We start from the raw sequence: 25627 nt of genomic DNA on the forward strand, positions 1-25627 counted from the left end.
CCTCCTCTCAATTATGCTTTCTTAGGTGCTAAAATCATTATCATGTTTCTTCCTTCTTGCTTAGCATGTTTTTCTATTATACAAACATCTTCAAGCCTAGAATAAAAAGCATCTAATATTTTTCTACCTGTAAAAGAATAATCTGCTTCTCTACCTCTAAATCTAACAGTGACTTTTACTTTATCACCTGCAACTAAGAACTTTCGTCCATTATTTGCTTTGATAGAAACATCATGTTCTTCTATAGTAGGACTAAGTCTAACTTCTTTAAGAGTTACAACTTTTTGCTTTTTCTTAGCATCTTTATCTTTTTTAGCTTGCTCATAAACAAACTTTCCAAAATCCATTATTTTGCAAACTGGTGGATTAGCATTTGGAGATATCATAACTAAATCTAGTTCTTTTTCTTCAGCCATTTTAAGTGCATCTCTTGATGATATAACTCCAAGCTGAGAACCATCATCTCCAATAACCCTTAATTCTTTGTTTTTTATTTCCTCATTCATAAGAAAATCTTTATTAATAATTTTCACCTCCCAGGTGGTTTTATGCTTATGTTTTATAACATATAAAAAAGGACGGCTTAAGCCGTCCTGAAAATACAATTCTAACAAAAACTGTAGTAACCTCACTAGCTTTGCTGTAAGGTGAGAAACGGCTGTTTCTTCTTAACAAAGAGTATTTTACTATACTATTTTTAGTTTGTCAACATTTTTATATTAATCTACTGAACTTTCTTTTCTGTCAATTTCACCTTTGATCTTTTCTACAAATTGATCTAAAGCCATAGCTCCTAAATCTCCAAGCTTTCTGCTTCTTACAGCTACTGTATTTTCTTTCATCTCTTTATCACCTAATACAAGCATGTAAGGAACTTTTTGAAGTTGAGCTTCTCTTATCTTGTATCCAATTTTTTCATTTCTTAAATCTACTTCTACTCTTAATTTATTCTTCTTTAATTCTTGAGCAACTTTATTTACATAATCAATTTGATCATCTGTAATATTCATTATTTTAACTTGTACTGGTGCAAGCCAAGCTGGGAATGCTCCTGCATAGTGCTCTATTAATATTCCTATAAATCTTTCTATAGAACCAAATACAACTCTGTGAACCATAACTGGTCTGTGTTTTTCTCCGTCAGCACCTATATAAGTTAAGTCAAATCTTTCTGGCATCTGGAAGTCAAGCTGTACAGTTCCACACTGCCAAGTTCTTCCTATGCAATCTCTTAAGTGGAAGTCTATCTTAGGACCATAGAATGCTCCGTCTCCTTCATTAACTTTATATTTAAGACCTATAGTATCTAACGCTTTTCTCAAACCATTAGTAGCAGCTTCCCAATCTTCATCACTTCCCATAGAATCTTCTGGTCTTGTTGAAAGTTCTACAAAATATTCAAATCCAAATACTTTATAGAAGTCATCTATTAATTTTATAACATTTACGATTTCATCTGTAATATTATCCTTTGCTAAGAACAGATGAGCATCATCTTGTGTAAAACATCTAACTCTCATAAGACCATGTAATGAACCAGACTTTTCGTGTCTATGTGCTAGACCCATTTCAGCATATCTTAAAGGTAATTCTCTGTATGAGTGTATTGTATTTTTGTAAACAAGTATTGATCCTGGACAGTTCATTGGTTTTATAGCATAATCTTCATTATCTATTTTAGTAAAGTACATATTTTCTTTATAATGATCCCAGTGTCCTGATTGTCTCCATAATTTTTCATTTAAAATTACAGGAGTCATTATTTCATCATAATCAGCTGCTGAATGCATCTCTCTCCAGAAGTTTTGAAGAGTGTTTCTTATTATCATTCCCTTAGGGTGGAAGAATGGGAATCCTGGTCCTTCCTCATGCATACTGAATAAGTCTAATTCTTTACCTAATTTTCTGTGATCTCTTTTCTTTGCTTCTTCTAACATATTTAAATATGCATCAAGATCAGCTTTTTTCTCAAAAGCAGTTCCGTAAATTCTCTGAAGCATTTTGTTCTTCTCGTCGCCTTTCCAATAAGCACCTGCGATGGAAAGTAATTTTACAGCTTTAACCTTTCCTGTTGATGGTACGTGAGGACCTGCGCATAAGTCTACGAAATCTCCTTGTTTGTAGAAAGATATTACTGCATCTTCTGGTAAGTCTTTTATTAATTCAACTTTGTAACATTCTTTCTTTTCTTGCATAAGTTTTATAGCTTCTTCTCTTGGAAGCTCAAATCTTTCAAGTTTTAAATTTTCTTTAATTATTTTGTTCATTTCTACTTCTATTTTTTCAAGCATTTCTGGAGTAAAAGAAAATTCTGCATCAAAATCATAATAAAATCCTGTATCTATTGCTGGTCCTATAGCTAATTTAACTTCTGGATATACTTTCTTTACCGCTTGAGCAAGTATATGTGAACCTGTATGTCTTAATATCCATTTTCCATCTTCATCATCAAAAGTTAATATTTCAAGTTTGCAATCATTATTAACTTCTGCCATTAATTCTGCTCTTTCACCATCTATCTTAGCTCCTAGCGCCTTTTTTGCTAGGGATGTGCTCAATTTAGCAGCTACATCAGCTACTTTTGTTCCTTTTTCTACCTCAATTAAACTTCCATCTTTTAAAGTAATCTTTACCATAATAATTTCCTCCTAATCTTTTTATTTAAATTATAATTATTTACAATATAAAAACACTCGTCTCATAAATAAATATGGGACGAGTGTTATTTCGCGGTTCCACCCAACTTCAACAGCATCTAAGCCTTATTTAGGCAAGGATTATTAAAGCTATACAATAAAGAAAATAAAATTTTTCTACTGCATATCTACTGTTATCTCTAAACCCCTTAACGCAGGAAACGGATATACTTACTATAATTTCAGTATTCAACTCAAAGGTGGTTTTCAATGCCTCTTACCTAAAGAACCTTTCAACCAATGGGTCCTTCTCTCTTAAAGCAGCTTCACATCTACTCTTCCTTATCACTGTTTTTGTATATTATATTCTTTTAAGTTAATAGTTGTCAATAGTTTTTTGTATTTTTTATTGAAATTTAATTTCAAACATGATATAATTAAAATTTTACCCACATCACCAATTAATGTTAATTTTAAATAAAAAAACACCTATCCCAACACATGGGACGAGTGCTATTCGTGGTTCCACCCAACTTTAACAGTAATCAAATTATCTAAATTATACTTTAATAAAAACTACTAAAGCTATAATATTTTATCTTTACTGATATCTCTACACCTTTAACGCAGGCAGCGGATATACTTACTATAATTTCAGTATTCGACTCAAAGGTGGTTTTCAATAACCCTTACTCAAAAAATCTCTCACCCAATGGATTTTTCTCTCTTGGAGTAGTTTGTCATTTACTCTTCCTTATCAACGTCTTTAAATTATATACCTCATTATAGTATCTAAAATAATAACTGTCAACACTTTAAATTAAAAATATTTAAATATTTTTATGCTTTCTTTATTAATTTTATATTATTACAATTCATACTTTATTGAGACTGTGTTTAATCTTTTCACATATTTTACAGGTATCACACATCTGAACTCTATCTGTAAAAACCTTTTTTATAGTATCTATCAAATCCAAATTTCTACAATTATCCCCACAATGAATTATTATTTTTCCCGGTGAATTAGTTATCAACATACTTATGATCATATCATCCATATTTGTATTTTCTTTATATTTTAGATCTCCTAAATCAGCAAATAGTTTTTTTCCTATATCATTACCTTCCTTATCCTGTATCAAATATTTACCGTCACTTTTTATAATTATATTTATTTCTTCTATTTTACTTTCTTGAATTTCCACAAAGTACTTTAATAATTTTATAAATTCATTATATTCTTTTTCGGTCATATATCTTTCTACAACCTTATCAACTATTTCTTCTAAATCTTCTCTTAGCTCTTTCATTCTAAAAGTTATAAATCCATTTATATTTATTTCTTTATTTTCAACTATGCACTCCACTATTTTGTCAATTATAGCATTCCTCTTATTCATATAATAAATTGAATTTTCATCAATTATTGACTCTTTCCCCTTTAATACTTTTATGCTATTTTCTCTTATTTCTTTTATTTCATCATGTCTAAGGAAAAAATACGTATCACATAAAAACATTTCCATATCCTTTTTATAAAATTCATCTATAACAATTTCATACAACATATTAGCTATATTTACATTAAACATATTACTCAATCTATCATTTAACTCTTCATTACAAAATATTTTTACGAAGTGAGTATTGGATTCTATACTTTCCGAAATTCCTATTATTACATTTTTATTTTTAAAATATTCTTTTATATTGTTTATTCCATCTATTACTTTCTCTTTATCATTATCGTATACAACAGTAAGCAATAACATTATTTCCACTCCCTTCTTTGAAATAGTATATGTTTAAAACAAATGTATATTCAAAAATTTATTTTCAAATATCGACATATCACGAAAATATAAAGTTATAATATATAATAGCTTTATAAAAAGAGGTGCATTGAATAATGAAGTATGCTATTGTAGATTTTAGACTAAGTGATGAAGAAAAAGGTAATCTTAAAAAATTAGGATATGAAATATTGATATGTCCGCCATCAAATTTGCTCTATGAAGCAGTATGTGGACATCCTGATATCCTTTTACATATAATTTCTGAGGATACAATAATGGTTCATAAAGATATGAATAAAGAATTTGTAGATAAGCTGATTTCTATAAATTTTAAAGTGGTTTTTTCTCAAAATAATCTTCAAGAAAAATATCCCTATGATATTTTGTTAAACAGTGTGAATATGCCAAATTTGTTCGTTCATAACCTAAAGTATACAGATCCTAATCTTATGCTTTATGTAAAAGATAAAAAAACAATAAATGTTAAGCAGGGTTATACTAAATGTTCCACTGCCATTGTAAATGATAAAGCTATTATAACCAGTGATAAATCTATAGCTAAAGCTTTAATTAGCGAAAATATAGACGTACTTTTACTTCCACCTGGAGACATATTACTGCCAGGATTAAACTATGGCTTTATAGGTGGCTGCTGCGGTCTTTTAAACAAAAACTCTATGGCTTTTTATGGAAACTTAAAAAATTACTTATATGAAGATGAAGTAATAAAGTTTCTAGAAAAATATGATGTAAATCCTATTTATTTAAGCAGCGGAAAGCTAATAGATAGAGGAAGTATTTTTATAGTTAATAAGGAGGATCATCAAAATGAACTTAGAGAAAAGTAAAATGATGGACACTATATGTAAATACTGTATAAGCAGATATCAAATTTTAAATAACGCTCCTATATTATCAAGTTTGATTTATCAATTTGGTAGAAAGCTTGAAATGGATATTCCTGCTATAAGAGGAATTCTCTATGTAGAAGTGAATGGATATAAACGACAATATGCTCACTGCTTTAATGTTTATAATGGTCAAATAGTAGACTCTACAATATATCAGTATGCTCTAATAAATAAAAGTATAGAACATCTTTTTCCACTATATGTAGTTGGGATTGCTCCTTCTCATATAGACTATTCCATAAATAGTGAAATTAAATATGAATGTCAGTTTAAATTTAAAGATGAATATCTATCAAAAATTTTAAAGGATATAAAGGATTCAAATTATATAGAACTAGAGAGGTTTTCCTTATTGGAAGATTCAAAAAAAGAAACTCTAATATTTTAGTTTTAGATATACTAAAAATACGGTTAATAAAGTTCAGCTGGGTAAAATGCCTAAATGGCATTTTACGAGCTTTACTTGGAAGAAAGTAATCCTTATTTACAATTCAAATTCAGTGTTGTTTATATCCACTAATCCTACTTTTACTTCACAATTGAAATTCTTTTTTAATAATTCTGCTAGTTCATCTCTTGCGTTAATTACATTGTCATAATTCTTTCCCTTAAATCCATCTATAGGGAAAAATATATTTTTACTTTCTCCTACAATTTTTCCTTTTTCACTTTGCCTCCATATCCATCTTCTTGTTCTTACTTCGTGTCCTGCAAAGTAAATAAGTTCCCCATCTTCTAAACATTCTGCTTCAGTTTCTCCAAAAGGAATAAAAGTATCTCCTTTTTTTGAAAACCTAATAGAAATATCTCCTCCAGCAGTATCCATATCATGAGCACCTAGTGGAACAAGATATTTTAGTGAGATTGCATTTCCTATATCAACAATTGGATTTATATTAGGCAGCCCTTTTTTCTTTGCCACCCTTGCAATCATTGCTTCAATAGAACTTTTAAATTTGTTTGGATTAATACCTAATTCCATAAATGCATCTCTATAATGCATTATTTCTTCTACTTCTTTCACATTTCTACCTTCAAATTTTGTCTCATTTAATTCTATACTATTCTTTAGAAGTTTAGTTACTTCAGCATTTTCCACACTGTTATCAATACCTTTAGCTACTACAATACCAATACACATATTACCTAACTTCTCAAAAACATCTTTTGACACACTGAATTTCATAATTAATCACCTACTCCAAACTATAATTTACTATTAGTTTATCTTTTTCACCTATCTGTTCAGAAAATTATAAACCATCCAGTAACTGGAGTGTCAATATTTATTTATCAATATTTGAATTTCAGTTACAAATTGTGATTTATCAACGGTTAATCCAAAATCAATTAGTGTTACTTCTATTGAATTCTCTATAATTGTATACCCTTTTTCTTCAATATATCTTAAAAGTTTATCATAGTACATTGGAGAATCCCTATGGGTTCCACAAAAACGAATAGTAACATAAACTCCTTGAGATAGTACTTTTACCAAATTCTTATTATATCTTTCACCTTCTGTAAATAAAAAAATATAATCATATTCATCAAATATTCTATAATTTAATTTATCCATGCAAATTGACACTCCTACTTTTCCATTAAATATAGAAGCATCTTTGTTAGTCTTATTCTCCAACTGTCTAATTGACAATTCTAAATCATTATCAGATTTTATCCTTTGCTTTAATAAGACAATAGTTCTTTTTTCGAATTCAATTTCCTGAATTACATCTAAGTTCTCTTTATAACTAGCATAATTAATTTGGTTTATCCTGTTCTCAATTTTTTGTTTTATAGATTCCAAATCCTTCATTTTTTCTTCCGTAATTTTTTTCTGCTTTTTTAATAAATCCATAATGTTATCAATGCTTCGTTCCTTCAAGTGATAATCTATGTTCTTTAACGACATACCAAGTGCTTTTAAATATTTTATTGTGTTTAATTGTTCAAATTGTTCTGTTGAATAATATCTATAACTATTAGTCTTATCTATAAATATTGGCTTAAACAGATTAATTTCATCATAATACCTTAATGTCTTTATATTAATATTAAATAACTTTGACATTTCACCAACGGTAAATAAATCTTTCATTGAATTCATCTCCAATATTAAAAGTATAGTTTTTATAGTATATAGATATCTTCATACAAAATCCAATATATAAGTTATGGTAATTACAAAAATGAATATAAAAAAAGTAGTCTAACTACTGATTAGACTACTTTTATGGAGGCGCCACCCAGATTTGAACTGGGGGTAAAGGTTTTGCAGACCTCTGCCTTACCACTTGGCTATAGCGCCATATTGGAGCGGAAGACGAGATTCGAACTCGCGACGTTCACCTTGGCAAGGTGACGCTCTACCACTGAGCCACTCCCGCATTTTAATTTAATATTGGTGGCTGGACCAGGAATCGAACCAGGGACACGAGGATTTTCAGTCCTCTGCTCTACCGACTGAGCTATCCAGCCACACATGGCGACCCAGAAGGGGATCGAACCCTCGACCTCTGGCGTGACAGGCCAGCACTCTAACCAGCTGAGCCACTGGGCCATACTTGGTGGGCACAACAGGGCTCGAACCTGTGACCCTCTGCTTGTAAGGCAGATGCTCTCCCAGCTGAGCTATGCGCCCAAGTATTACTAACTGCGACAATTAGTATTATATAACTTACTACAAAAGTTGTCAACTATTTTTATTAAATAAATTGGAGAATTTAAAATTCCCCATTATTTACTTGCTAATTTTATAAGTTCCCCTATTTCGTCATGCTTAAATGTATAAGATTTATTACAAAAATTACAATTAAGTTCTTCATCTTTTCCTTCATCATATATTTCTTTTAGATCTTTTAATCCTATGCTTATTAAAGCTTTTTCAACCTTTTCTTTTGAGCAATCACATTTATAATAAGGTATAATGCTGTCTAATATCTTTAAATCCATATCTTCAAAAATATAATTAAGAATTTCTTCTATATTCATTCCTTTAGTCATCATTTCTGTTATAGATGGTATCTCTTGCAATCTATAAGTTACTAAATCTGCAGTAAGATCATTTGCTCCTGGCATCATCTGTACTATAAATCCGCCAGCTGCTTTTATACTCAAATCGGTATCTACAAGCACCCCTAATCCAACAGCTGATGGAGTTTGCTCTGAAACAGTAAAATAATAAGCTAAATCATCACCTATTTCACCTGTATAAATAGGCACCTGACCAACATAAGGCTCTCTTAGCCCCATATCCTTTATTACTACAAGACTTCCATTTTTACCTATAGCTCCACCTACATCTAGTTTTCCTTTGCTATTAGCAGGTAAATCAACTAATGGATTACCAATGCACCCCTTTACTCTAGCATCTGAATAAGCTGTAACAACTACTCCTTTTGCTTCTCCACCTCCAGAAATTTTAAGAGTTAATGCATCATTTTTAGATTTTAACGTAGAACCCATAAGACTTCCCGCTGTAAGCATTCTTCCTAATGCCGCAGCTGCTGTAGGAGCACATTTATGCTTTTGTATCCCCTCATTAACAAGTTCTGTAGTTGTAGCTGCTATTATTCTTATATCACCGTTATTAGCCACAGCTCTTACTAATTTATCTTTCATATTCTAAACTTCCTCCTTATTTCTCTTTTTCACTATATAAGTTATTCTCTCTGTTTCACGGCTTATAATTTTCTCTTCATAGTTATCCATAACTTTTACAAGTTCTAATCCGCATAACTTTAGAAGTTCACAAACTCTTTCATGTTTATAAGCTCTTTCACTGTGTTCTTCATCAAACCTTCTATAATATTCTCCTTGCTTCACAAAAAATGTAAGATACATGTCCACAATATCATCTTCTAAAAAGTTTTCCCATATATAGGTTACATTTTCATCATCATAATTGTAAATATTATTTCCAAGTATCTTTGTAAGCTTATAATAAGAATTCGTATCAAATATAAATATACCATCATCTTTTAAATGATTATGTATTCCTTTAAAATATGCTATTAGCTTTTCTTCTTCCAATATGTAGTTTGTAGAATCAAGACAACAGGTTATAAGATTAAATTTTTTGTTCAAATTTAATTGAGTTATATCCTGACAGACAAACTTAACCTTTATACCTTTGCTCCTCATCTTTGTTTCTGCTTCTGTAAGCATATCATAAGATAAGTCAACAGCCCAAGAAGAAACAAACTTTGCTGCTATAAGTTCAGTTATGTTTCCTGTACCACATCCAAGATCCAAATAATCTTTTCTATCCATATTTAGCTCATCATAATTTTTTAATATAGTTTGTACCCAACTTTTATAATCTATATCTTTATTTATGAGTTCATCATAAATATGTGCAAAATCCTTATAACACTTCATTTTCAATTCCTTTCAAAAGTAAAATTCAATATATCACCAATTAATATTATAGACTTTTAAAGTATAAGTCAATAATATAAACTTAATAAAAAGCTATATTATTGACCTCATTCTCTTTCTGAAATCATTTTGTTTGTAGGAAGATTATTCTGCTTTTTTCTTTTAGTCATTATTCCACCTATTCTTCCTGTTTCCTCAGCAGTAAGAGCTCCCCACCCATATTTACTAACTTTATCATCTAATCCTAATTCATGAGCTATTTCATATTTCATTTTTTCTCTAAGTTTTTCTTCAATACTTAATTCTCTGTGGGATTTAAGCTTAGCTTTTATAACCTTTTTCAATGGAGTCTTTCCCATAATATTTCCCCCTTTCTTTTTATTATTTTTTACACGAAAGGGATTATTTATGCATATTAAAGTAAAGTTAATCCTCTATAATTATCTTCCTTCAGTATACGCATATTTTATTTCATATGGCGCTCCAAATAACGTAAACATAATATTTTTAACATATTTACATTTGTATAATTCTTTACTTCTATACACTGTAGGTGCTATTACTGCATCCTCAGCTAATAATATATTTTCAGCTTGCTTGAACGCGTTAAATCTATCTTCATTTTTATCCTGGCTTAAGTTTGCTGCATTAATAATTAGACTATCATATTTGCTATTTGACCAATTTGTACAAATAATATTTGAACCTGTAACCCATAAATAAAATTCTGACATAGGATCATTATAATCTGCAAACCAAGTCATTGAACCTAAATCATAGTCACCACTTTCTATTTTCTTTGTAAAGTTATCTCCATCTGCATACTCTATCTTTATATTTATTCCTAAATTCTTTTCATACATTTTTCTAAAGAACTCTGCTATGTCTTTTTGTTTTGCATCAACCCCTGGTTGTATATATCTTATGGTAATTTTTGATGGATCAGTATCCATACCAAGTTCCTTTAATCCTTTTTCTAAAAGTTCTCTTGGATTATTTCCATCTTCTTTTAATTTTTTTACCGGCTCAAAGTTAGCTTTTTCCCTAAAATCTTCTTTTCCTATTTGAAGTGAAGGAGGTACAAAAGCATATGCTGGCATGTATAATCCTTTCCATAGAGTTTTAGAAACTTCCTCTCTATCTATGGATAAAGAAAATGCCCTTCTAACATTAACATTAGAAAATATCTTATTTTTTTCATTAAAAAACTCAAAATCAGTAGTTGGCTCTGATAGTTTTACTAAGTCAAATTTTGATTGTTTTTTTATTTTGTTTTTAGCTTCTATATTTGTAATCTGAGCTCCATCTAAAGCCCCATTCAACAACTCATTAGATATAGTATTACTTTGTTTAAAAATTTTAAAATTTGATTTTTCAAGTTTTACTGTTTTGGCATCCCAATACTTATCATTTTTATAAAGTTCAACTCTATCATTATGAACCCATTGTTTTATAATAAAAGGTCCACAAAATACCATCTTATCTTTTTCACTTCCATATTTATCTTTGTATTTTTCAACTATATCCTGCCTTTGAGGCTGCATTACTATAGAACTTGTTATATTAATAAAATATGCACAAGGATATTCCAAATCTATTTCTAAAGTTTTAGCATCTAATGCCTTTACCCCTACAATATCAGATGACATATTTTTATTTGCGTTTGTTTTAACATCATTATATTTTTTGCTGCCTTTTATAGAATATAATAAAAATGCATTAGGTGATTGAATTTGAGGATCTAATGTTCTCTTTATGCCATATTCATAATCTTTTGCAGTAACACTTTTCCCATCGGACCACTGATTGTCCCTAATATGAAATGTCCATTTTAACTTATCCTCTGACACATCCCAACTTTTTGCTCCTGCTGGTTTAACTATTTCCTTTCCTGATGAATCTGTTTCTATTCTTGTAAGTGCTTCATTCACTTCTGACAGTATTTGAAGCGAGCTGCGATCTTTAGCCTTAGATTGATCTAAAGTTTTTGGTTCACTATCTAAAGTAAGATTTAAATATTGACTCTTATCAATTTCTGTTTTAGTAGCAGTTTCAACTTTTTTTGGTTTACTGCATCCTGTTAGTACTGATGTTGAAGTCAAGGTTAAAATAACAATTACAGATAATAATCTTTTAATATTCAAAGAAAGGTACCTCCTTCGTACTTATCCTTTTTAATTAAACTATGTAACATACTTTCATATCTTAATTTTATACCAAATTCTCTTTAATAAAACATAAACATATGAAATTTGTACATTTTATTTTTGTACATATAAAATATTAACAACTTATTATTCTATAAAATAGTATAAGGCTAATTAATTCTATTGTTATATCATAAAGCATTTTTTGCAAATTTTAAGCACATTTAGCAATAAACATATTAAAAAATTATAATATAATAATTGTATAAGGCTTTACTACTAATAAAAAAGAGTATATTTTTATTAAGATTCATTATATAATATTAAGTAAAATAAATTTTAGGGGGCATTTAGAAATGAATTATAATGTAGCAGTAGTTGGTTGCACAGGAATGGTTGGAAGAAAATTTATAGAAGTATTAGTTGAAAGGAATTTTCCAGTAGCTGAAATTTACTTTTTCGCATCTGCAAAATCCGCTGGAAAGGTATTAAAATTTAAAGACAAAGATGTAACTGTTGAAGAATTAAAAGAAGATAACATAAAAAATAAAAAAATAGACTTTGCCTTATTTTCTGCAGGGGGCAGCGTAAGTAAGGAATTTGCACCTATTTTTGCAAAATACGGTACTACAGTTATAGATAATAGTAGTGCTTGGAGAATGGATCCTGAAGTACCTTTGGTAGTTCCTGAAGTAAATCCTGAAGATATTAAATGGAATAAAGGAATAATAGCTAATCCTAACTGTTCTACAATCCAAGCAGTTGTAGCTTTAAAACCTTTATATGATAAATATGGTATAAAGAGAATAATTTATTCTACTTATCAAGCAGTATCTGGTGCTGGTATGGGTGGCTACAATGATTTAGTAGAAGGTTATAAAGGCACTGCACCTAAAAAATTTCCTTATGCTATAGCAGGTAATGTTTTACCACATATAGATGTATTTTTAGAAAATGGATACACAAAAGAAGAAATGAAAATGATAGATGAAACACAAAAAATATTACATGATAATAATTTAAAAATAACAGCTACAACAGTAAGAGTTCCTGTTGTATATGGTCATAGTGAAAGTATAAATGTAGAATTAAATAAAGAATTTGATATAAAGGATATCTTCTCTCTTTATAAAAATGCTGAAGGCATTATATTAAAAGACGATGTAGATAACCTTGTTTATCCAATGCCTGTAGAAGCTGCTGGTCATGATGAAGTTTATGTTGGAAGATTAAGAAAAGATTTCAGTATAGATAATGGACTAAACCTATGGGTTGTAGCAGATAATATAAGAAAAGGTGCAGCTTCTAACGCAATACAAATTGCTGAGTGCATTGTAAAAGGAAATAAATAATTTAAAACAAAATTATTTATAATATATAAATAAAATGAGGTGTTTGTATGAGTTTATTCAAAGGTTCAGCTGTTGCTATCGTTACTCCTTTTAAGGATGGAGGCGTTGATTTTAAGAAGTTAGAAGAGCTTCTTGAATGGCATATTAAATCTAGTACAGATGCTATAGTAATTTGTGGAACTACTGGTGAAGCTTCTACTATGTCTGAACAAGAAAGAAAAGAGACAATTAAATTTACAGTTGATGTAGTTAAAAAGAGAATACCAGTAATAGCAGGTACAGGATCAAATAATACTGCCGCATCTATTAATATGAGTAAGTGGGCAGAAAGTATAGGAGTAGATGGACTTTTAGTAATAACGCCTTACTACAATAAGACTACACAAAAAGGTCTTGTTGAGCACTTTAAAGCTATTGCAACTAGTGTTAAAAGCCCTATTATTATTTATAATGTACCTGGAAGAACAGGATTAAATATACTTCCAAAAACATTAAAAATATTATGCGAATTAGATAATATAGTTGCTGTTAAAGAAGCTAGTGGAAATATAAGCCAAATAGCCGAAATAAAAGCTCTTTGTGGTGATAAACTTGACATATATTCTGGAAATGATGATCAAATAATTCCTATAATGGCTTTAGGCGGAATTGGTGTTATATCTGTACTTGCAAATGTAATTCCTAAGGATGTACATGATATGTGTGAATTATTCTTAAATGGTAAAGTAAAAGAAGCATTAAAAATACAATTAGATTCTTTAGCTTTAACAAATGCATTATTCATAGAAACAAACCCAATACCTGTTAAAACAGCTATGAATATCATGGGAATGAATGTTGGAAATTTAAGACTTCCTCTTTGTGACATGGTTCCAAATAATCTAGATGTTTTGAAAAAAGAACTTAAAAATTATGGGCTTTTAAAGTAAGGAGGATTTTCCATGGTTAAAATTATATTAAGCGGATGTAATGGCAAAATGGGCAAAGTTATATCAAAACTAGCAGATAGTTCTTCTGATTTAACTATTGCAGCTGGAATAGATAAAAACACCGAAAAAACTAGTTTTCCAGTATTTGCAGACATATCTAAGTGTACTGTTGATGCTGACGTTATTCTAGATTTTTCAAGACCAGATGCCTTAGAAGGACTACTTAAATATAGCAAAGAAAAAAATATAGGAATCGTTCTTTGCACTACAGGATATACCAAGGAACAAATTGATGAGATAAATAAAGCATCAAAAGAGATACCTGTATTCCGTTCAGCTAATATGTCCATAGGAATTAATGTTATAAACAAAGTATTAAGAAATATAAGCGAATTACTCTATAAGGATTTTGATATTGAAATAATAGAAAAGCACCATCATCAAAAGGTTGATGCTCCAAGTGGTACTGCTATTCTTCTTGGTAATACTATAAAAGATTCTATACATGAAGAAACTAAATTTGTTTATGGAAGAGAAGGCATATCAAAAAGAACTCATGACGAAATAGGAATACATGCAGTTAGAGGTGGTTCTATAGTTGGTGATCACGAGGTTATATTTGCCGGTAAGGACGAAATTATAGAATTAAAGCATACAGCTATGTCAAGAGATATATTCGCCATTGGAGCTCTTAAAGCTTGTCAATTTATGTTTGGAAAAGATAAAGGATTATATTCCATGGATGATGTAATAAAATAAATATTTAATAGATTAGATGAAAAAACTCTAATCCATTAAATATAATATAAAAAATAAAAGCTGTGAAATTAAGCTAAACTTATTTTCATGGCTTTTATTTTTTATATTATATATTTACAATGAGCTTAAAAAATCTATCTTAATAAAACCACTTTACTACCCAGCAGATTTATATTCAATTTCTTCATTTTCATCATTATCATCAAAAAATTCTCTAGTTAATTTGAATACCTGAGGACTTAAACGAACAATGGCAATAATGTTTGAAAGTGCTCCTAAACCGATTACAATTTCTCCAATTGACCAAACCATTTTTAGCGCACCTACAGAACCCAAGAAAATAAATACTAAAAATACGTATCTATAGCATTTTCCAAGCTTAGCACCACCAATATAGTTTAATGTAGATTCTCCATAGTAACATAAACCAATTAATGTAGAATAGGCACATAATACAACACTTATACTTACTACATAAGAAAAAATAGGTGAAACCTTTCCAAAAGCTACACTAGTTAAAATATTTGGCGACTGCCCTGATCCAAGTACACCAGTTGTTAAAATAGCTAAAGAAGTTATTGTACATATAACAAAAGTAACAATGAAAACTTCTACAATTCCCCACATTCCTTGACGTGCAGGATGATCTGTTTTTGCTGTAGCATGTGCAATAGGTGCTGTTCCCTGTCCAGCTTCATTAGAATACAATCCTTTATTGATTCCATATCTGATAGCTTGTGCTACTGCAAATCCACCTATTCCACCGCCTACTGAAGCAGGTGAAAAAGCACATTTAAAAATCATCATAAATGCATCTGGAACCTTTGTTATATTAAATAATATAACTATAATACCTGATGTGAGGTAAAGTATAACTTTTGATGGTATAAGTTTTGAAGTAACTTTTCCAATTCTACCTATTCCACCCATAGATACAATTCCTACAAGAGCTATTATTACAAATCCAACTATTTTAGATGGAACATTAAAATAGTACATAATATTTCCTGCAAGGGCATTTGACTGAATCATAGTTCCTGACAAAGTATTTAATATTAAAGTCACTACAAACCAACTTGCCAAAAATTTAGAATTTAAACCTTTTCTCATGTAATATGTAGGTCCACCAACAAATTCTCCCTCTTCATTTTTTTCCCTGTATGCTATACTTAAAGTAATTTCTGCATATTTAGTACACATACCAAAGAATGCCGCAATCCACATCCAAAATATTGAGCCTGGTCCTCCAAAAGCCAAAGCCGTTGCAACTCCGACAATACTTCCGACACCCACTGTGGATGCTAATGCTGTAGTAGCTGATTGGAATGGAGTTAAAGTTCCTTCTCCTTTAATTTCAGATTTTTTCATAAATATTTTTCCAAAGGTTTCTTTAAGAATAAAAGGAAACTTTCTTACTTGTAAAAATCTTGTACCGATTGTTAAATAAACACCTAATCCCACTAAAGCGATTACTGTCCATGGACCCCACACTATAATTGATATTTGTTGTAATAATTGTTCCATTTAGGTTCCTCCCTTTTGCAAATAAATTATCAAGTCTATTAAATTCTAATATGTATACAAAACTTAATTTTAAACGTTTACTTAAACTAGTCAATTATGAACATTGAAATTTTCCAAAAGCTAATTCACTTAGCTTAATGTGCTAACGTTTAGCTAGCACAATTAGCTAATTTATATTCTTTACAAGCATTTACTAATGCTTTGAATATCAAAAGCTGTTCATCATTGCGTTCACCTAACATTTCAGGATGCCATTGCACACCTAATACAAATCTATCACCTTTCATTTCTATAGCTTCTACTATCCCATCTGGTGATACAGTAGCAACATTAAATGTATCAGCTACATCTTTTATAGCTTGATGATGATAAGAATTTACTCCTAACTTTTCTTTATTAAAAATTTTATAAAATTTAGTTTTTTTATTAACATTAACCTCATGTACTGGGTTATATTTTGGTGATCCCTTAGCCGAATGATTTATAAAATTATTATTTCTTAATTCTGATTGGACCTGAGATAAATCTTGATAAAGAGTTCCTCCGCAAACTACATTTAAAAGTTGATATCCTCTACAAACACCTAAAATAGGAACTTTACTATTTTCTATAATATTTCTTGCTAATTGTAATTCCTGTTCATCTCTTTCTGGAATTATATTTCCTATTTTATCTCCTATATTTTCTCCATAATATTTTGGTTGAATATCGGCTCCACCTGCAAAAACTACACCATCTACAATATCAATAATATTTTCAACATTATTTCTATCACTAAATACAGGTATAATTACAGGAATCCCACCTGCTTTTTCCACTGCTTTAACGTAATCATTTGCAGCAAGCTGATAATCAAATCCACATCCAAATCCTTCATAAACTCCATTTAATTCATAAGAATAATCTGCACATATGCCTATAACTGGTTTCATTTTTTATTCCTCCTATTTTTATCAATAAATTTTTTATTATTTAAAATACCACAATTGATGCTTTAAATATTATGCATTGTAAATCCTCCTTCCGGTCTTTACAATTATATACAACAGCAATAAGTATGCCAATTTCAAATTTATAGACTTTTCTAAGTGTTCACGGTTATTTTTAAATTTCTATTTTCAAAACGATTTATCATTTTGAAAATAGAAATTTAAAACATTTATTTTCATATGTTTTAACAATAAAAAAGCTTGTTGTCACTTTGACAACAAGCTTTTCATTTTGAATTTACTATATATTTTTATATTTTTAATTAGCAACCTTCTTTAACTTTGCCTTCCTCTTTAGAAGAATTGTTTTTATTAAGACCAAATGCATAATAACAAACAGTTAAACCTATAAGCCAAATCGGTCCTACAATAACTGCTATTAAAGTATCAGGACTTAGTGACATTACCAAAAATACAAATACTAAATATGCTAAAGCAAAGTAATTTGTATATGGATACATCTTCATTGGAAATTTTAATTTTTTTACTTGTTCAGGTGTAAGACCCTTTCTAAACTTTATTTGTACTAAAACTATCATAAACCATGCAAATAATCCTGCAAAAGTTGCAATACTAGCAAGATACACGAATACTTTACCTGGAAGAAAATAGTTAAGCACAACACCAATTAGCATACATGCTGAAGATGCCAAAATTGCATTCATAGGAACATGTCTTTCACTAACTTTTCCAAAAACTTTTGGTGCTGAACCTTGAAGGGACAAGTTATATACCATACGTCCTGTTGTATAAATACCACTATTGCATCCAGACAACGCTGCTGTTAATACAACAAAGTTTATAATTCCAGCTGCAGATTTAATGCCAAGTTTACTAAATGTTAAAACAAACGGACTGCCAATTACCCCTATTTTATTCCATGGATAAAGACACATGATTACTGTTAATGCTCCTACATAGAATATACAAATTCTCCAGAAAACTTTATTAATAGCGGATGGTATAGTTTTTTCTGGATTTTTTGCTTCACCAGCAGTAATACCTATAAGTTCAGTACCAAAGAAAGCAAAAGTAACCAATGCCAAAGCACTTATAGGTCCTTTTACTCCATTAGGGAAAAATCCTCCATTAGTCCATAAGTTTGAAAAACCAATAGGCTTTCCTGCATTACCTATTCCAGTTACAATCATGACTAAGCCTACGATAATCATAAGAATAATGGCAACAACTTTTATAAGAGCAAACCAAAACTCACATTCTCCAAAGGCTTTTACTGCAACTAAGTTTACAAATACCATAATAACAAGAGCTGTAAGAGCTGATCCCCATTTAGGAATTCCCGGAAACCAGAAGTTAATATAAATTCCTATTGCAGTAAGTTCCGCCATGCAACATGAAACCCAATTCAACCAATAAGTCCATCCTGTTAAATATCCTGCAAGTGGTCCCATATACTCATTAGCATAAGCACTAAATGAACCTGCAACTGGATGTTCAACTGCCATTTCACCAAGTGCACGCATAATAATAAATAAGATAATTCCTCCAGCTAAATATGATAGCAAAATTGCAGGTCCTGCCATTTTAATAGTTGTTGCTGAGCCTAAGAATAAGCCAACACCTATTGCACCACCTAACGCTATCATTTGAATATGTCTTTCTTCTAATCCACGTTCAAGATTTTCATGCGAACCATTATTTTTATCACTCATACTTTTAACCCCCTTAAATCTTAAATCTTAAATCTAAATTATTTCATTCAGTTAATTATTCATATTATTTGCAATTATAAAGTGATGCCAATCAGCTTAACTAGCACAGTGAAGTATTTTATATTCCTTACAAGCGTTTATAAGTGCCTTAAATATCAAAAGTTGCTCATCATTGCGTTCGCTCAACATTTCAGGATGCCATTGTACACCTACCACAAATCTATCTTCCCTTTTTAATTCTATAGCTTCAACTATTCCATCTGGTGACATAGTAGATACATTAAAATCGTCAGCTACATCCTTTATTGCTTGATGATGATAAGAATTCACGCTTATACTTTTTTTATTAAAAATTTTATAAAATCTACTTTTTTCATTAATCTTAACTTCATGTACCGGGTTATATTTTGGTGACCCCTTCATTGAATGATTTATAATTTTATTATTTCTTAATTCTAATGGAATTTCAGATAAGTCCTGATAAAGAGTTCCTCCACAAACTACATTTAAAAGTTGATATCCTCTACAAACACCTAAAATGGGAATTTCAGTATTTTCAATAATATTTTTTGCTAATTGCAGTTCCTGCCTGTCTCTTTCTGGAATTATTTGTCCTATTTTTGTTCCTATGTATTGTCCATAATGTTTTGGTTCAATATCTGCTCCACCTGCAAAAACTATACCATCAACAATATCGATAACGTTTTCAATATTACTCAAATCATTAAATACTGGGATAACTACAGGAATTCCTCCTGATTTTTCAACTGCCTTAACATAATCATTGGCAGCAAGTTGATAATCAAATCCACATCCAAAGCCCTCATAAACTCCATTTAATCCATAAGAATAATCTGCACATATGCCTATAACTGGTTTCATATTTATTCCTCCTATATTATCAATGAAAATTCACATTTTAGTTGAATTATAGTTAATTCAGTACTTTCCCCCTTTTAACTCTTTTTAGAATTTTCACAATATATAGTAGCAATAAACATGCCACAATTAAGATTCTGAAATTTTGGACATATGCGACATTATTTTTTAATCAATATTGTCAAAATGAATTGTCATTTTAATAATACGTCTCTATAATATCGCATTTTCCTGTCATTTTGCAACAAAAATCTATTGTCATTTTGACAATAGATTTTTCATTTTGAACTTCATATTGAATTTTATAAATTATATTTTTTTATATCTCTATATAATGTAGAAAGACTTATTCCTAATTCTTCTGCAATTTTTTGTTTACCTGCAAGAGTGCTACCATGTTTAATTATTAATTCCTCAAGACATTTTTTCCTTATTGATTCTAAATTATTATATTGAATTTCTTTTTTCCCTGCACTTATTTTTTTAGGGATACATGACAATGTAAGTATATCTTTATTTTCCATATTGACAGAGTACTCAACAACATTCTCCAGCTCTCTTACGTTTCCTGGCCAATCATATAGCAATAATTGCTTTTTTACTTCTTCCGATATACCAACTATATTTTTATTTAATTTTTTATTATACTTATCAAGAAAATACTCTGCAAGTAAAACTATATCCTCTAGTCGCTTTCTAAGAGGAGGTATCATTATCGGTATTACGCATAATCTATAAAAAAAGTCCTCTCTGAATTCTCCCTTTTTTACCATAGCTTCAAGATCCTTATTAGTAGCTGAAATTATTCTCACATCCAATTTTATGGACTTTACTCCTCCTACCCTTTCCAATTGTCCCTGCTCTATAACTCTAAGTAATTTAGGCTGCAAATGTAATGATAAATCTCCAACTTCGTCAAGAAAAATAGTTCCTCCATTAGCAAGTTCAAATTTGCCCGGCTTTCCACCTTTATTTGCACCTGTAAAAGCGCCACTTTCATATCCAAAAAGTTCACTTTCAAGAAGATTTTCAGGTATTGCAGCACAATTAATAGCTATAAAAGGTTCATCTTTTCTTTTACTCATTTTATGAATAGCTCGCGCAAATACTTCTTTTCCTGTACCACTTTCCCCTAAAATTAAAATATTAGATTCATATTTTGCCGCTTGTGTAGCCAGATTTTTAGTTTGATTAATTAGCTTGCTATTACCTTTTATACTGTCAAGATTTATATTTAAATGCGAAGCATCAGCTAAAAGTTTATATGCTATATTAGTCAATTCCTTTTTATGTTTAAATATAAAAAGAATATCTGTCTTTTCATTACTATTATTTATGAATTTTACACTTACAAACATTCTATTATTGGGGATTGGTGCTCTTAAAATAACCTCCAATTCCTTATCAGTTTCCTCTTTAAAATCACTTATTATATTTTCAAAGTTATCTTCCACAAAAATTTCTTTTATATTATTCTTATGTTTTAGTATTTCTTCCATAACACTGTTAAAAACAAGTATTTCGCCTGAGGAGCTTGTAAGCACAACTCCCTCACTTATAGAATTTAAAACTGTTATTAATCTATCCTTTGTTTCTTTTTCCTTTATTTTAGTTAAAATACTTTCTGCTAACCTTTCTAAAAAAGTAATAAGTTGACTTCTTATTTTAACCTGTTTTTCTTTAAGTTTAGAAGTTAATGACATAATCGTAATAGCTCCAATGCATTTTCCATCATTTTTTATAGGATATGCTATAGAATACTCATTAAAGCATTTTCCATAAGTCTTAATGGGACATGTATCACATATTTTATTACCTTTAGGGCTATCTATAATTAGAACCTCGCCATTTTCTATAACGTAATCATTGGCACATCCCTTTGGAAGTGCTTGTCCTATAGATTCCTTAAATAACCCAGTTGCAGCAACCCTTACTAAATGACTATCCATAACATAGATATCAAACTCAATAATGGAACTTGTTGTCTCTATTAAATTCTGTATAAATTCTCTTATTTCATACATTGCACTATACATATAATTTCACCACTTTATTAATATTCATATTTAGAATTGCAATTTTAAAATCATTACTTGTATTTTATCACATGAATAATTTCATGTAAATTTACTGATAATATCAAAATGAATGAAAAAGGCAGTTTAATAAAAAACTGCCTTTTCTCAAAATTCGATTACTTTCTTCTATTTGCAAGCGCAATAACTCTATTCATTTCATTATTAACTATCATGTATCCTTCATCTACGCCCATTCCTGGTTTAGCAAGTACTTGTTTTGCACCGCAGGCCATACCTATATTTGTAGTTACTTCGGCAGATCTATTTGTTTCATTGCATGTTCCTCCACAATATGCTCCCATACCATGTTCTTTACAGTAGATTATTGCATCTGCTATATTATTTACTCCACCTAAATCAGGTGTCTTTATTTGTACCATATGTCCTGCTTTATTGTCTGTAAAGAATTTTACATCGTCTACTGTATTACACCATTCGTCTGCAACTAATTCTACTTTTATTCCTCTTCCATCTAATTCTGCTGTTAAGTCTCTTAATGCTTCCATTTGTTTTTGTCTCTCTTCTACATCCATCGGTCCTTCTATTCTCAAATGGAATGGTTTTGCTGCTTCTTCTAATGTTTCTATATAATCAGCCATTGCCTTTGTATCATATTTAAATGCAGCTCCTATTGTTCCATATACATCTATGTGGAATATTGGACTGTAATCCTCTTTTGTTCTTAATTTTATTACTCTATCTCTTAACCATTCAACATACTTTAATAATTTTTCACCTTTTAATCCTAGTTTTTCTTCTACATTATTTATAAGTGCATGTGGCATTACATCTGCACCTTTTATTATCATTTTATCTGAATTATCGTATCTGTCATCTCCTGATTGAGTAAATATAGGCACTCTTTTTATTTCATAACCTGGATTGTATTCATTTCTTATTACTTCTGCCATAGTTAATTTTTGAGCTTTTGCTACTGCATCAAGTATTGCTTGAGTTACTCCATATCTTATAGCTGTATGTAATCTTTTTCCATTAACTTGCATTTTATCAAATTCTTCTGCTAATGCTTTAAATTCCTTTAATTCTCTTCCTATAAGCTTAGGTGCTATTTCTTTTTCTATAACTGGAATAAAATCTTTAGCTAAAAATAGAGGATCTCTTCCGCCTGCTCCTGAATATTGTACTGCTGCACAATCTCCATATGCTACCTGACCATCTTCTAATATAATCATAACAGATATAGCTTCTCCAGCCTGTCTAACATTTTTAAATCCTTCTGTTACTGGTTCTCCTACATAAGTGAATCCATCGTGTCCTGCTCCTTTTTTTATAGCTCTCTGATCATCAAAATAAAATCCTGTTTTTGATTCTGAACAAATAACGTCAACTATTTTCATTTTTTACACCCATCTTTCTAAATACTCTTTATATATTTAATTAATTACATTATTCTGGTCTTCCTATTAGAACTCCCTTGCCTACAGCAAATATATCATCTATAGTCATCTGGAATGTTACTTCTCTTCCTTCAAACTTTCCTCTTTCTTCTAACTTTCTTGTATTGAATGCCTTTAATTCTTCAGTTAATGGTAAGTTTCCAAAGTTGAAGTATCTTACTGCTCCATTATTATCTCTAGCAGGCATCATTTTTCCAGCATTAAATTTACTTGGTGCAAATGGTATATCTACTATTCCTGATTCAAAACCTTTTACTGTTCCTACTGCTAAATCTCCATTTCCAAGTTCAAATAACTTATCCATCATACATTTAGTTTCTGCTTTTATTATGCTTATTTCTGTTTCTAATTCCTTTGACATTGGAAGTCTCTGTCCCTGGAACATATTTAATGCCATTTTTGTTGCTTTTATTCCTGCTGCATTTGCTTCTTTTGTTGGTATTCCCAATGCTTCATGTGGTGTTTTTACTATAACCTTTGTTGCTCCTGCTAGTGCTGCCGTTGCTGCTCCTGATGATATTACTCCAAACGCTTTAGCCTCATCCTGTGGGAATCCTCCCATCCATTCGTGGAATACTGTTGTTATATAAACATCGTTATATCCATATTGTTTTAAATATTCATTTACTTGTTCTTCTAAGGCTCTTATTGCCGCAACATCTTGAACTAAATTTCCGCACTGTCCATACCCTACTGTTATGTTCTTAACTCCTTGTTCTGCTGCAAGTAATGCTTCTATTATTGCCACTGTATTTGATGTACTTGGTGGAACTAAAGTTCCTGTTAAAGGTCCAAATGGTTCTCTGTTGATTGATATTCCCTGCTCTTCATAATATCCAACAAGTCTATCGCAGTACTGCCAGTCCAATAAACTTTTTTCTATTGATACACTTTTAGCATATGGAACGTTATAAGATATTCCGCCACCTTCATTTGAAGTCCATCCTGCTGCATGTATTATTTCTGCAAGTAACCTAGAATCTGGTGTGCCGTGTCTTGCTTGAAGTGGTAAATTTACTGCTTCAAATACTTCTCTGCATCCTTTTACTCCATGGTTTACTCCTGGAAATCCGTTTAATAATGATCTTCCTGCTGCTAAACTTTCTTTTATTCCTATTTCGCATTCATCATATCTATTTTGTCTTGTATAACTGTCTATTGTTGATGGTAGTAAATCTGCATTTCCTTCATTTTGAAGATGTTGTAGAAGTTCTATATGTTCATTTATTAGTGCAACTCCTGCTCTTGGTTGTGCTAATGTTATTCCTGCTTCTTTAGCTTTTCTTAATTTTGCTGGAAAGCTCTTATATTCAGGTACCTTTTTTAAATATTCTACTGCTTCCTTTAAGTCTACTTCGCTTCCTGTTGGCCACTGACTTAATACTTCTTTTCTCATTTCGAAAAATTCTTCATCTGTCCACTTTTTATTTTTAAGTTCCACCTCAATTACCTCCTAATAAACTTATCAAGTATTTTTTCATTAATATAGTTTTAATACAATTTTTATTTAATCTTCAACTTTTAAGTCCTTTTTTAAATCTGCAATTGTAATTTCTGGTGATGTTCCTGGTGCGTATACTCTATCAAATCCCATTTCTTTAAACTTCTTATGTACATCTTCCCATTTTTGTTTTCCTACTACTAAATTTCCACCAGCATACAATAGTATTCCATCTAATCCTGATTCATTAAGTTTTTCTCTTAATCCTCTACAATCAATTTCTCCATGTCCATAAAGTGAAGATACTACTATTGCATCTGCATTAGTTTCTATTGCTGCATTTATAAAGTCTTCTTGTGGAGATAATACACCAATATTAACTACATTGAATCCTGCTTGTGTAAATGAATGATCTAATATTTTGTTTCCAACTGCATGACAATCTGAACCAATTACTCCAATAACTAAAGTTTTCATTATGAAACCCCCCAAAACTTACTTTTAAAAATTTATTTATATTTTTAAAACCTATAACTTATATAATATGGCCTTATTACAAATTTATATTAGCTAATGGATTAATGGACTAATCCATTGCTCTTTTTTATAATACCACATGAAAAAACGCATATCAAACGTTTTCAAAAAAAATCTTTTTTCAGAATATTTCGTCATATTTAAAGTACTTTAGCACACTACTTTATCATTC

The 25627-nt window shown here is 30.2% G+C and carries 22 protein-coding genes, 5 tRNA genes and 3 other annotated features; of the genes, 5 read left to right on the forward strand and 22 right to left on the reverse strand.

Features of this window, described 5'->3' with window-relative positions:
* Window positions 1-11: 11 nt before the first annotated feature.
* The 3 genes from infC to ytxC form a co-directional block, all read right to left on the reverse strand.
* Window positions 12-533 carry a translation initiation factor IF-3 gene (gene infC, locus Q6H37_RS26215; protein ID WP_034826338.1) on the reverse strand — a complete coding sequence of 174 codons (522 nt, stop codon included), beginning with the start codon at window positions 531-533 and terminating at the stop codon, window positions 12-14.
* A 31-nt stretch (window positions 534-564) separates the two neighbouring features.
* Window positions 565-676 (reverse strand) — a sequence feature (ribosomal protein L20 leader region).
* 43 nt (window positions 677-719) lie between these two features.
* A complete protein-coding gene (gene thrS / locus Q6H37_RS26220) occupies window positions 720-2636 on the reverse strand; it encodes a threonine--tRNA ligase (protein WP_318737850.1) in 1917 nt (638 codons plus the stop codon).
* A 72-nt stretch (window positions 2637-2708) separates the two neighbouring features.
* Window positions 2709-2994, reverse strand: a binding site (T-box leader).
* A 141-nt stretch (window positions 2995-3135) separates the two neighbouring features.
* Window positions 3136-3406, reverse strand: a binding site (T-box leader).
* Between the two features lie 105 nt (window positions 3407-3511).
* A complete protein-coding gene (gene ytxC / locus Q6H37_RS26225) occupies window positions 3512-4411 on the reverse strand; it encodes a putative sporulation protein YtxC (RefSeq protein WP_318737851.1) in 900 nt (299 codons plus the stop codon).
* Between the two features lie 137 nt (window positions 4412-4548).
* On the opposite strand from ytxC, the gene Q6H37_RS26230 reads away from it, so the two are divergent.
* Window positions 4549-5283 (forward strand): DUF6873 family GME fold protein, encoded by a 735-nt coding sequence (locus Q6H37_RS26230; RefSeq protein ID WP_318737852.1) that lies wholly within the window; start codon window positions 4549-4551, stop codon window positions 5281-5283.
* Window positions 5264-5734, forward strand: a complete 471-nt coding sequence (locus Q6H37_RS26235; protein ID WP_318737853.1) for a hypothetical protein — start codon at window positions 5264-5266, stop codon at window positions 5732-5734. Before Q6H37_RS26230 ends, Q6H37_RS26235 begins: the two co-directional genes overlap by 20 nt.
* Window positions 5735-5830: 96 nt before the next feature.
* Here the strand turns inward: Q6H37_RS26235 and Q6H37_RS26240 are convergent, their stop codons facing one another.
* From Q6H37_RS26240 to Q6H37_RS26290, 11 genes are all read right to left on the reverse strand, one after another.
* On the reverse strand, window positions 5831-6532 hold the full coding sequence (locus tag Q6H37_RS26240) for a B3/4 domain-containing protein (protein ID WP_007062976.1): 702 nt from the start codon (window positions 6530-6532) through the stop codon (window positions 5831-5833).
* A gap of 93 nt (window positions 6533-6625) precedes the next feature.
* A complete protein-coding gene (locus tag Q6H37_RS26245; protein WP_318737854.1) occupies window positions 6626-7447 on the reverse strand; it encodes a MerR family transcriptional regulator in 822 nt (273 codons plus the stop codon).
* A gap of 136 nt (window positions 7448-7583) precedes the next feature.
* A tRNA-Cys gene (locus Q6H37_RS26250) sits at window positions 7584-7657 on the reverse strand.
* Window positions 7658-7661: 4 nt separating this feature from the next.
* Window positions 7662-7736: transfer RNA gene (locus Q6H37_RS26255), tRNA-Gly, on the reverse strand.
* Between the two features lie 15 nt (window positions 7737-7751).
* A tRNA-Phe gene (locus Q6H37_RS26260) sits at window positions 7752-7827 on the reverse strand.
* Between the two features lie 5 nt (window positions 7828-7832).
* Window positions 7833-7909 (reverse strand) — tRNA-Asp (locus Q6H37_RS26265).
* A 5-nt stretch (window positions 7910-7914) separates the two neighbouring features.
* A tRNA-Val gene (locus tag Q6H37_RS26270) sits at window positions 7915-7990 on the reverse strand.
* A 95-nt stretch (window positions 7991-8085) separates the two neighbouring features.
* The gene (hslO, locus tag Q6H37_RS26275) at window positions 8086-8970 is read right to left on the reverse strand and encodes an Hsp33 family molecular chaperone HslO (protein ID WP_318737855.1); all 885 of its coding nucleotides are present in this window, start codon (window positions 8968-8970) and stop codon (window positions 8086-8088) included.
* A gap of 3 nt (window positions 8971-8973) precedes the next feature.
* Window positions 8974-9729 carry a class I SAM-dependent methyltransferase gene (locus Q6H37_RS26280; protein ID WP_318737856.1) on the reverse strand — a complete coding sequence of 252 codons (756 nt, stop codon included), beginning with the start codon at window positions 9727-9729 and terminating at the stop codon, window positions 8974-8976.
* A 107-nt stretch (window positions 9730-9836) separates the two neighbouring features.
* Window positions 9837-10088, reverse strand: a complete 252-nt coding sequence (locus Q6H37_RS26285) for a small, acid-soluble spore protein, alpha/beta type (protein WP_007062971.1) — start codon at window positions 10086-10088, stop codon at window positions 9837-9839.
* 81 nt (window positions 10089-10169) lie between these two features.
* A complete protein-coding gene (locus Q6H37_RS26290) occupies window positions 10170-11873 on the reverse strand; it encodes a peptide ABC transporter substrate-binding protein (protein ID WP_318737857.1) in 1704 nt (567 codons plus the stop codon).
* A 359-nt stretch (window positions 11874-12232) separates the two neighbouring features.
* Between Q6H37_RS26290 and Q6H37_RS26295 the strand changes: the two genes are divergently transcribed.
* From Q6H37_RS26295 to dapB, 3 genes are read left to right on the forward strand one after another with little or no spacing between them, the layout of a single operon-like run.
* On the forward strand, window positions 12233-13228 hold the full coding sequence (locus tag Q6H37_RS26295; protein WP_048030317.1) for an aspartate-semialdehyde dehydrogenase: 996 nt from the start codon (window positions 12233-12235) through the stop codon (window positions 13226-13228).
* 47 nt (window positions 13229-13275) lie between these two features.
* Window positions 13276-14157 (forward strand): 4-hydroxy-tetrahydrodipicolinate synthase, encoded by an 882-nt coding sequence (gene dapA / locus Q6H37_RS26300; protein ID WP_318737858.1) that lies wholly within the window; start codon window positions 13276-13278, stop codon window positions 14155-14157.
* Window positions 14158-14169: 12 nt separating this feature from the next.
* Window positions 14170-14916: a 4-hydroxy-tetrahydrodipicolinate reductase gene (gene dapB, locus Q6H37_RS26305; RefSeq protein WP_318737859.1), complete on the forward strand. Its 747-nt coding sequence runs from the start codon at window positions 14170-14172 to the stop codon at window positions 14914-14916.
* Between the two features lie 156 nt (window positions 14917-15072).
* On the opposite strand, the gene Q6H37_RS26310 is transcribed toward dapB, so the two are convergent.
* The 8 genes from Q6H37_RS26310 to glmS form a co-directional block, all read right to left on the reverse strand.
* Window positions 15073-16440, reverse strand: a complete 1368-nt coding sequence (locus Q6H37_RS26310; RefSeq protein ID WP_318737860.1) for a sodium:alanine symporter family protein — start codon at window positions 16438-16440, stop codon at window positions 15073-15075.
* Window positions 16441-16589: 149 nt separating this feature from the next.
* Window positions 16590-17372: a gamma-glutamyl-gamma-aminobutyrate hydrolase family protein gene (locus Q6H37_RS26315; RefSeq protein WP_318737861.1), complete on the reverse strand. Its 783-nt coding sequence runs from the start codon at window positions 17370-17372 to the stop codon at window positions 16590-16592.
* 320 nt (window positions 17373-17692) lie between these two features.
* Window positions 17693-19102, reverse strand: coding sequence for an amino acid permease (locus Q6H37_RS26320; RefSeq protein WP_318737862.1), 1410 nt, complete (start codon window positions 19100-19102; stop codon window positions 17693-17695).
* Window positions 19103-19198: 96 nt separating this feature from the next.
* On the reverse strand, window positions 19199-19984 hold the full coding sequence (locus tag Q6H37_RS26325; protein ID WP_318737863.1) for a gamma-glutamyl-gamma-aminobutyrate hydrolase family protein: 786 nt from the start codon (window positions 19982-19984) through the stop codon (window positions 19199-19201).
* A 299-nt stretch (window positions 19985-20283) separates the two neighbouring features.
* Complete coding sequence (locus Q6H37_RS26330; protein ID WP_318737864.1) at window positions 20284-22017, reverse strand: sigma-54 interaction domain-containing protein; 1734 nt, start codon at window positions 22015-22017, stop codon at window positions 20284-20286.
* A gap of 158 nt (window positions 22018-22175) precedes the next feature.
* Window positions 22176-23417, reverse strand: a complete 1242-nt coding sequence (locus Q6H37_RS26335) for a methylaspartate ammonia-lyase (RefSeq protein WP_318737865.1) — start codon at window positions 23415-23417, stop codon at window positions 22176-22178.
* 49 nt (window positions 23418-23466) lie between these two features.
* Window positions 23467-24918, reverse strand: coding sequence for a methylaspartate mutase subunit E (locus Q6H37_RS26340; protein ID WP_007062960.1), 1452 nt, complete (start codon window positions 24916-24918; stop codon window positions 23467-23469).
* A 66-nt stretch (window positions 24919-24984) separates the two neighbouring features.
* Window positions 24985-25395, reverse strand: coding sequence for a methylaspartate mutase subunit S (glmS, locus tag Q6H37_RS26345; protein ID WP_007062959.1), 411 nt, complete (start codon window positions 25393-25395; stop codon window positions 24985-24987).
* Window positions 25396-25627: the final 232 nt, after the last annotated feature.

The organism is Clostridium sp. JS66, from assembly GCF_033561535.1.
Lineage (GTDB): Bacteria > Bacillota > Clostridia > Clostridiales > Clostridiaceae > Clostridium_AM > Clostridium_AM carboxidivorans.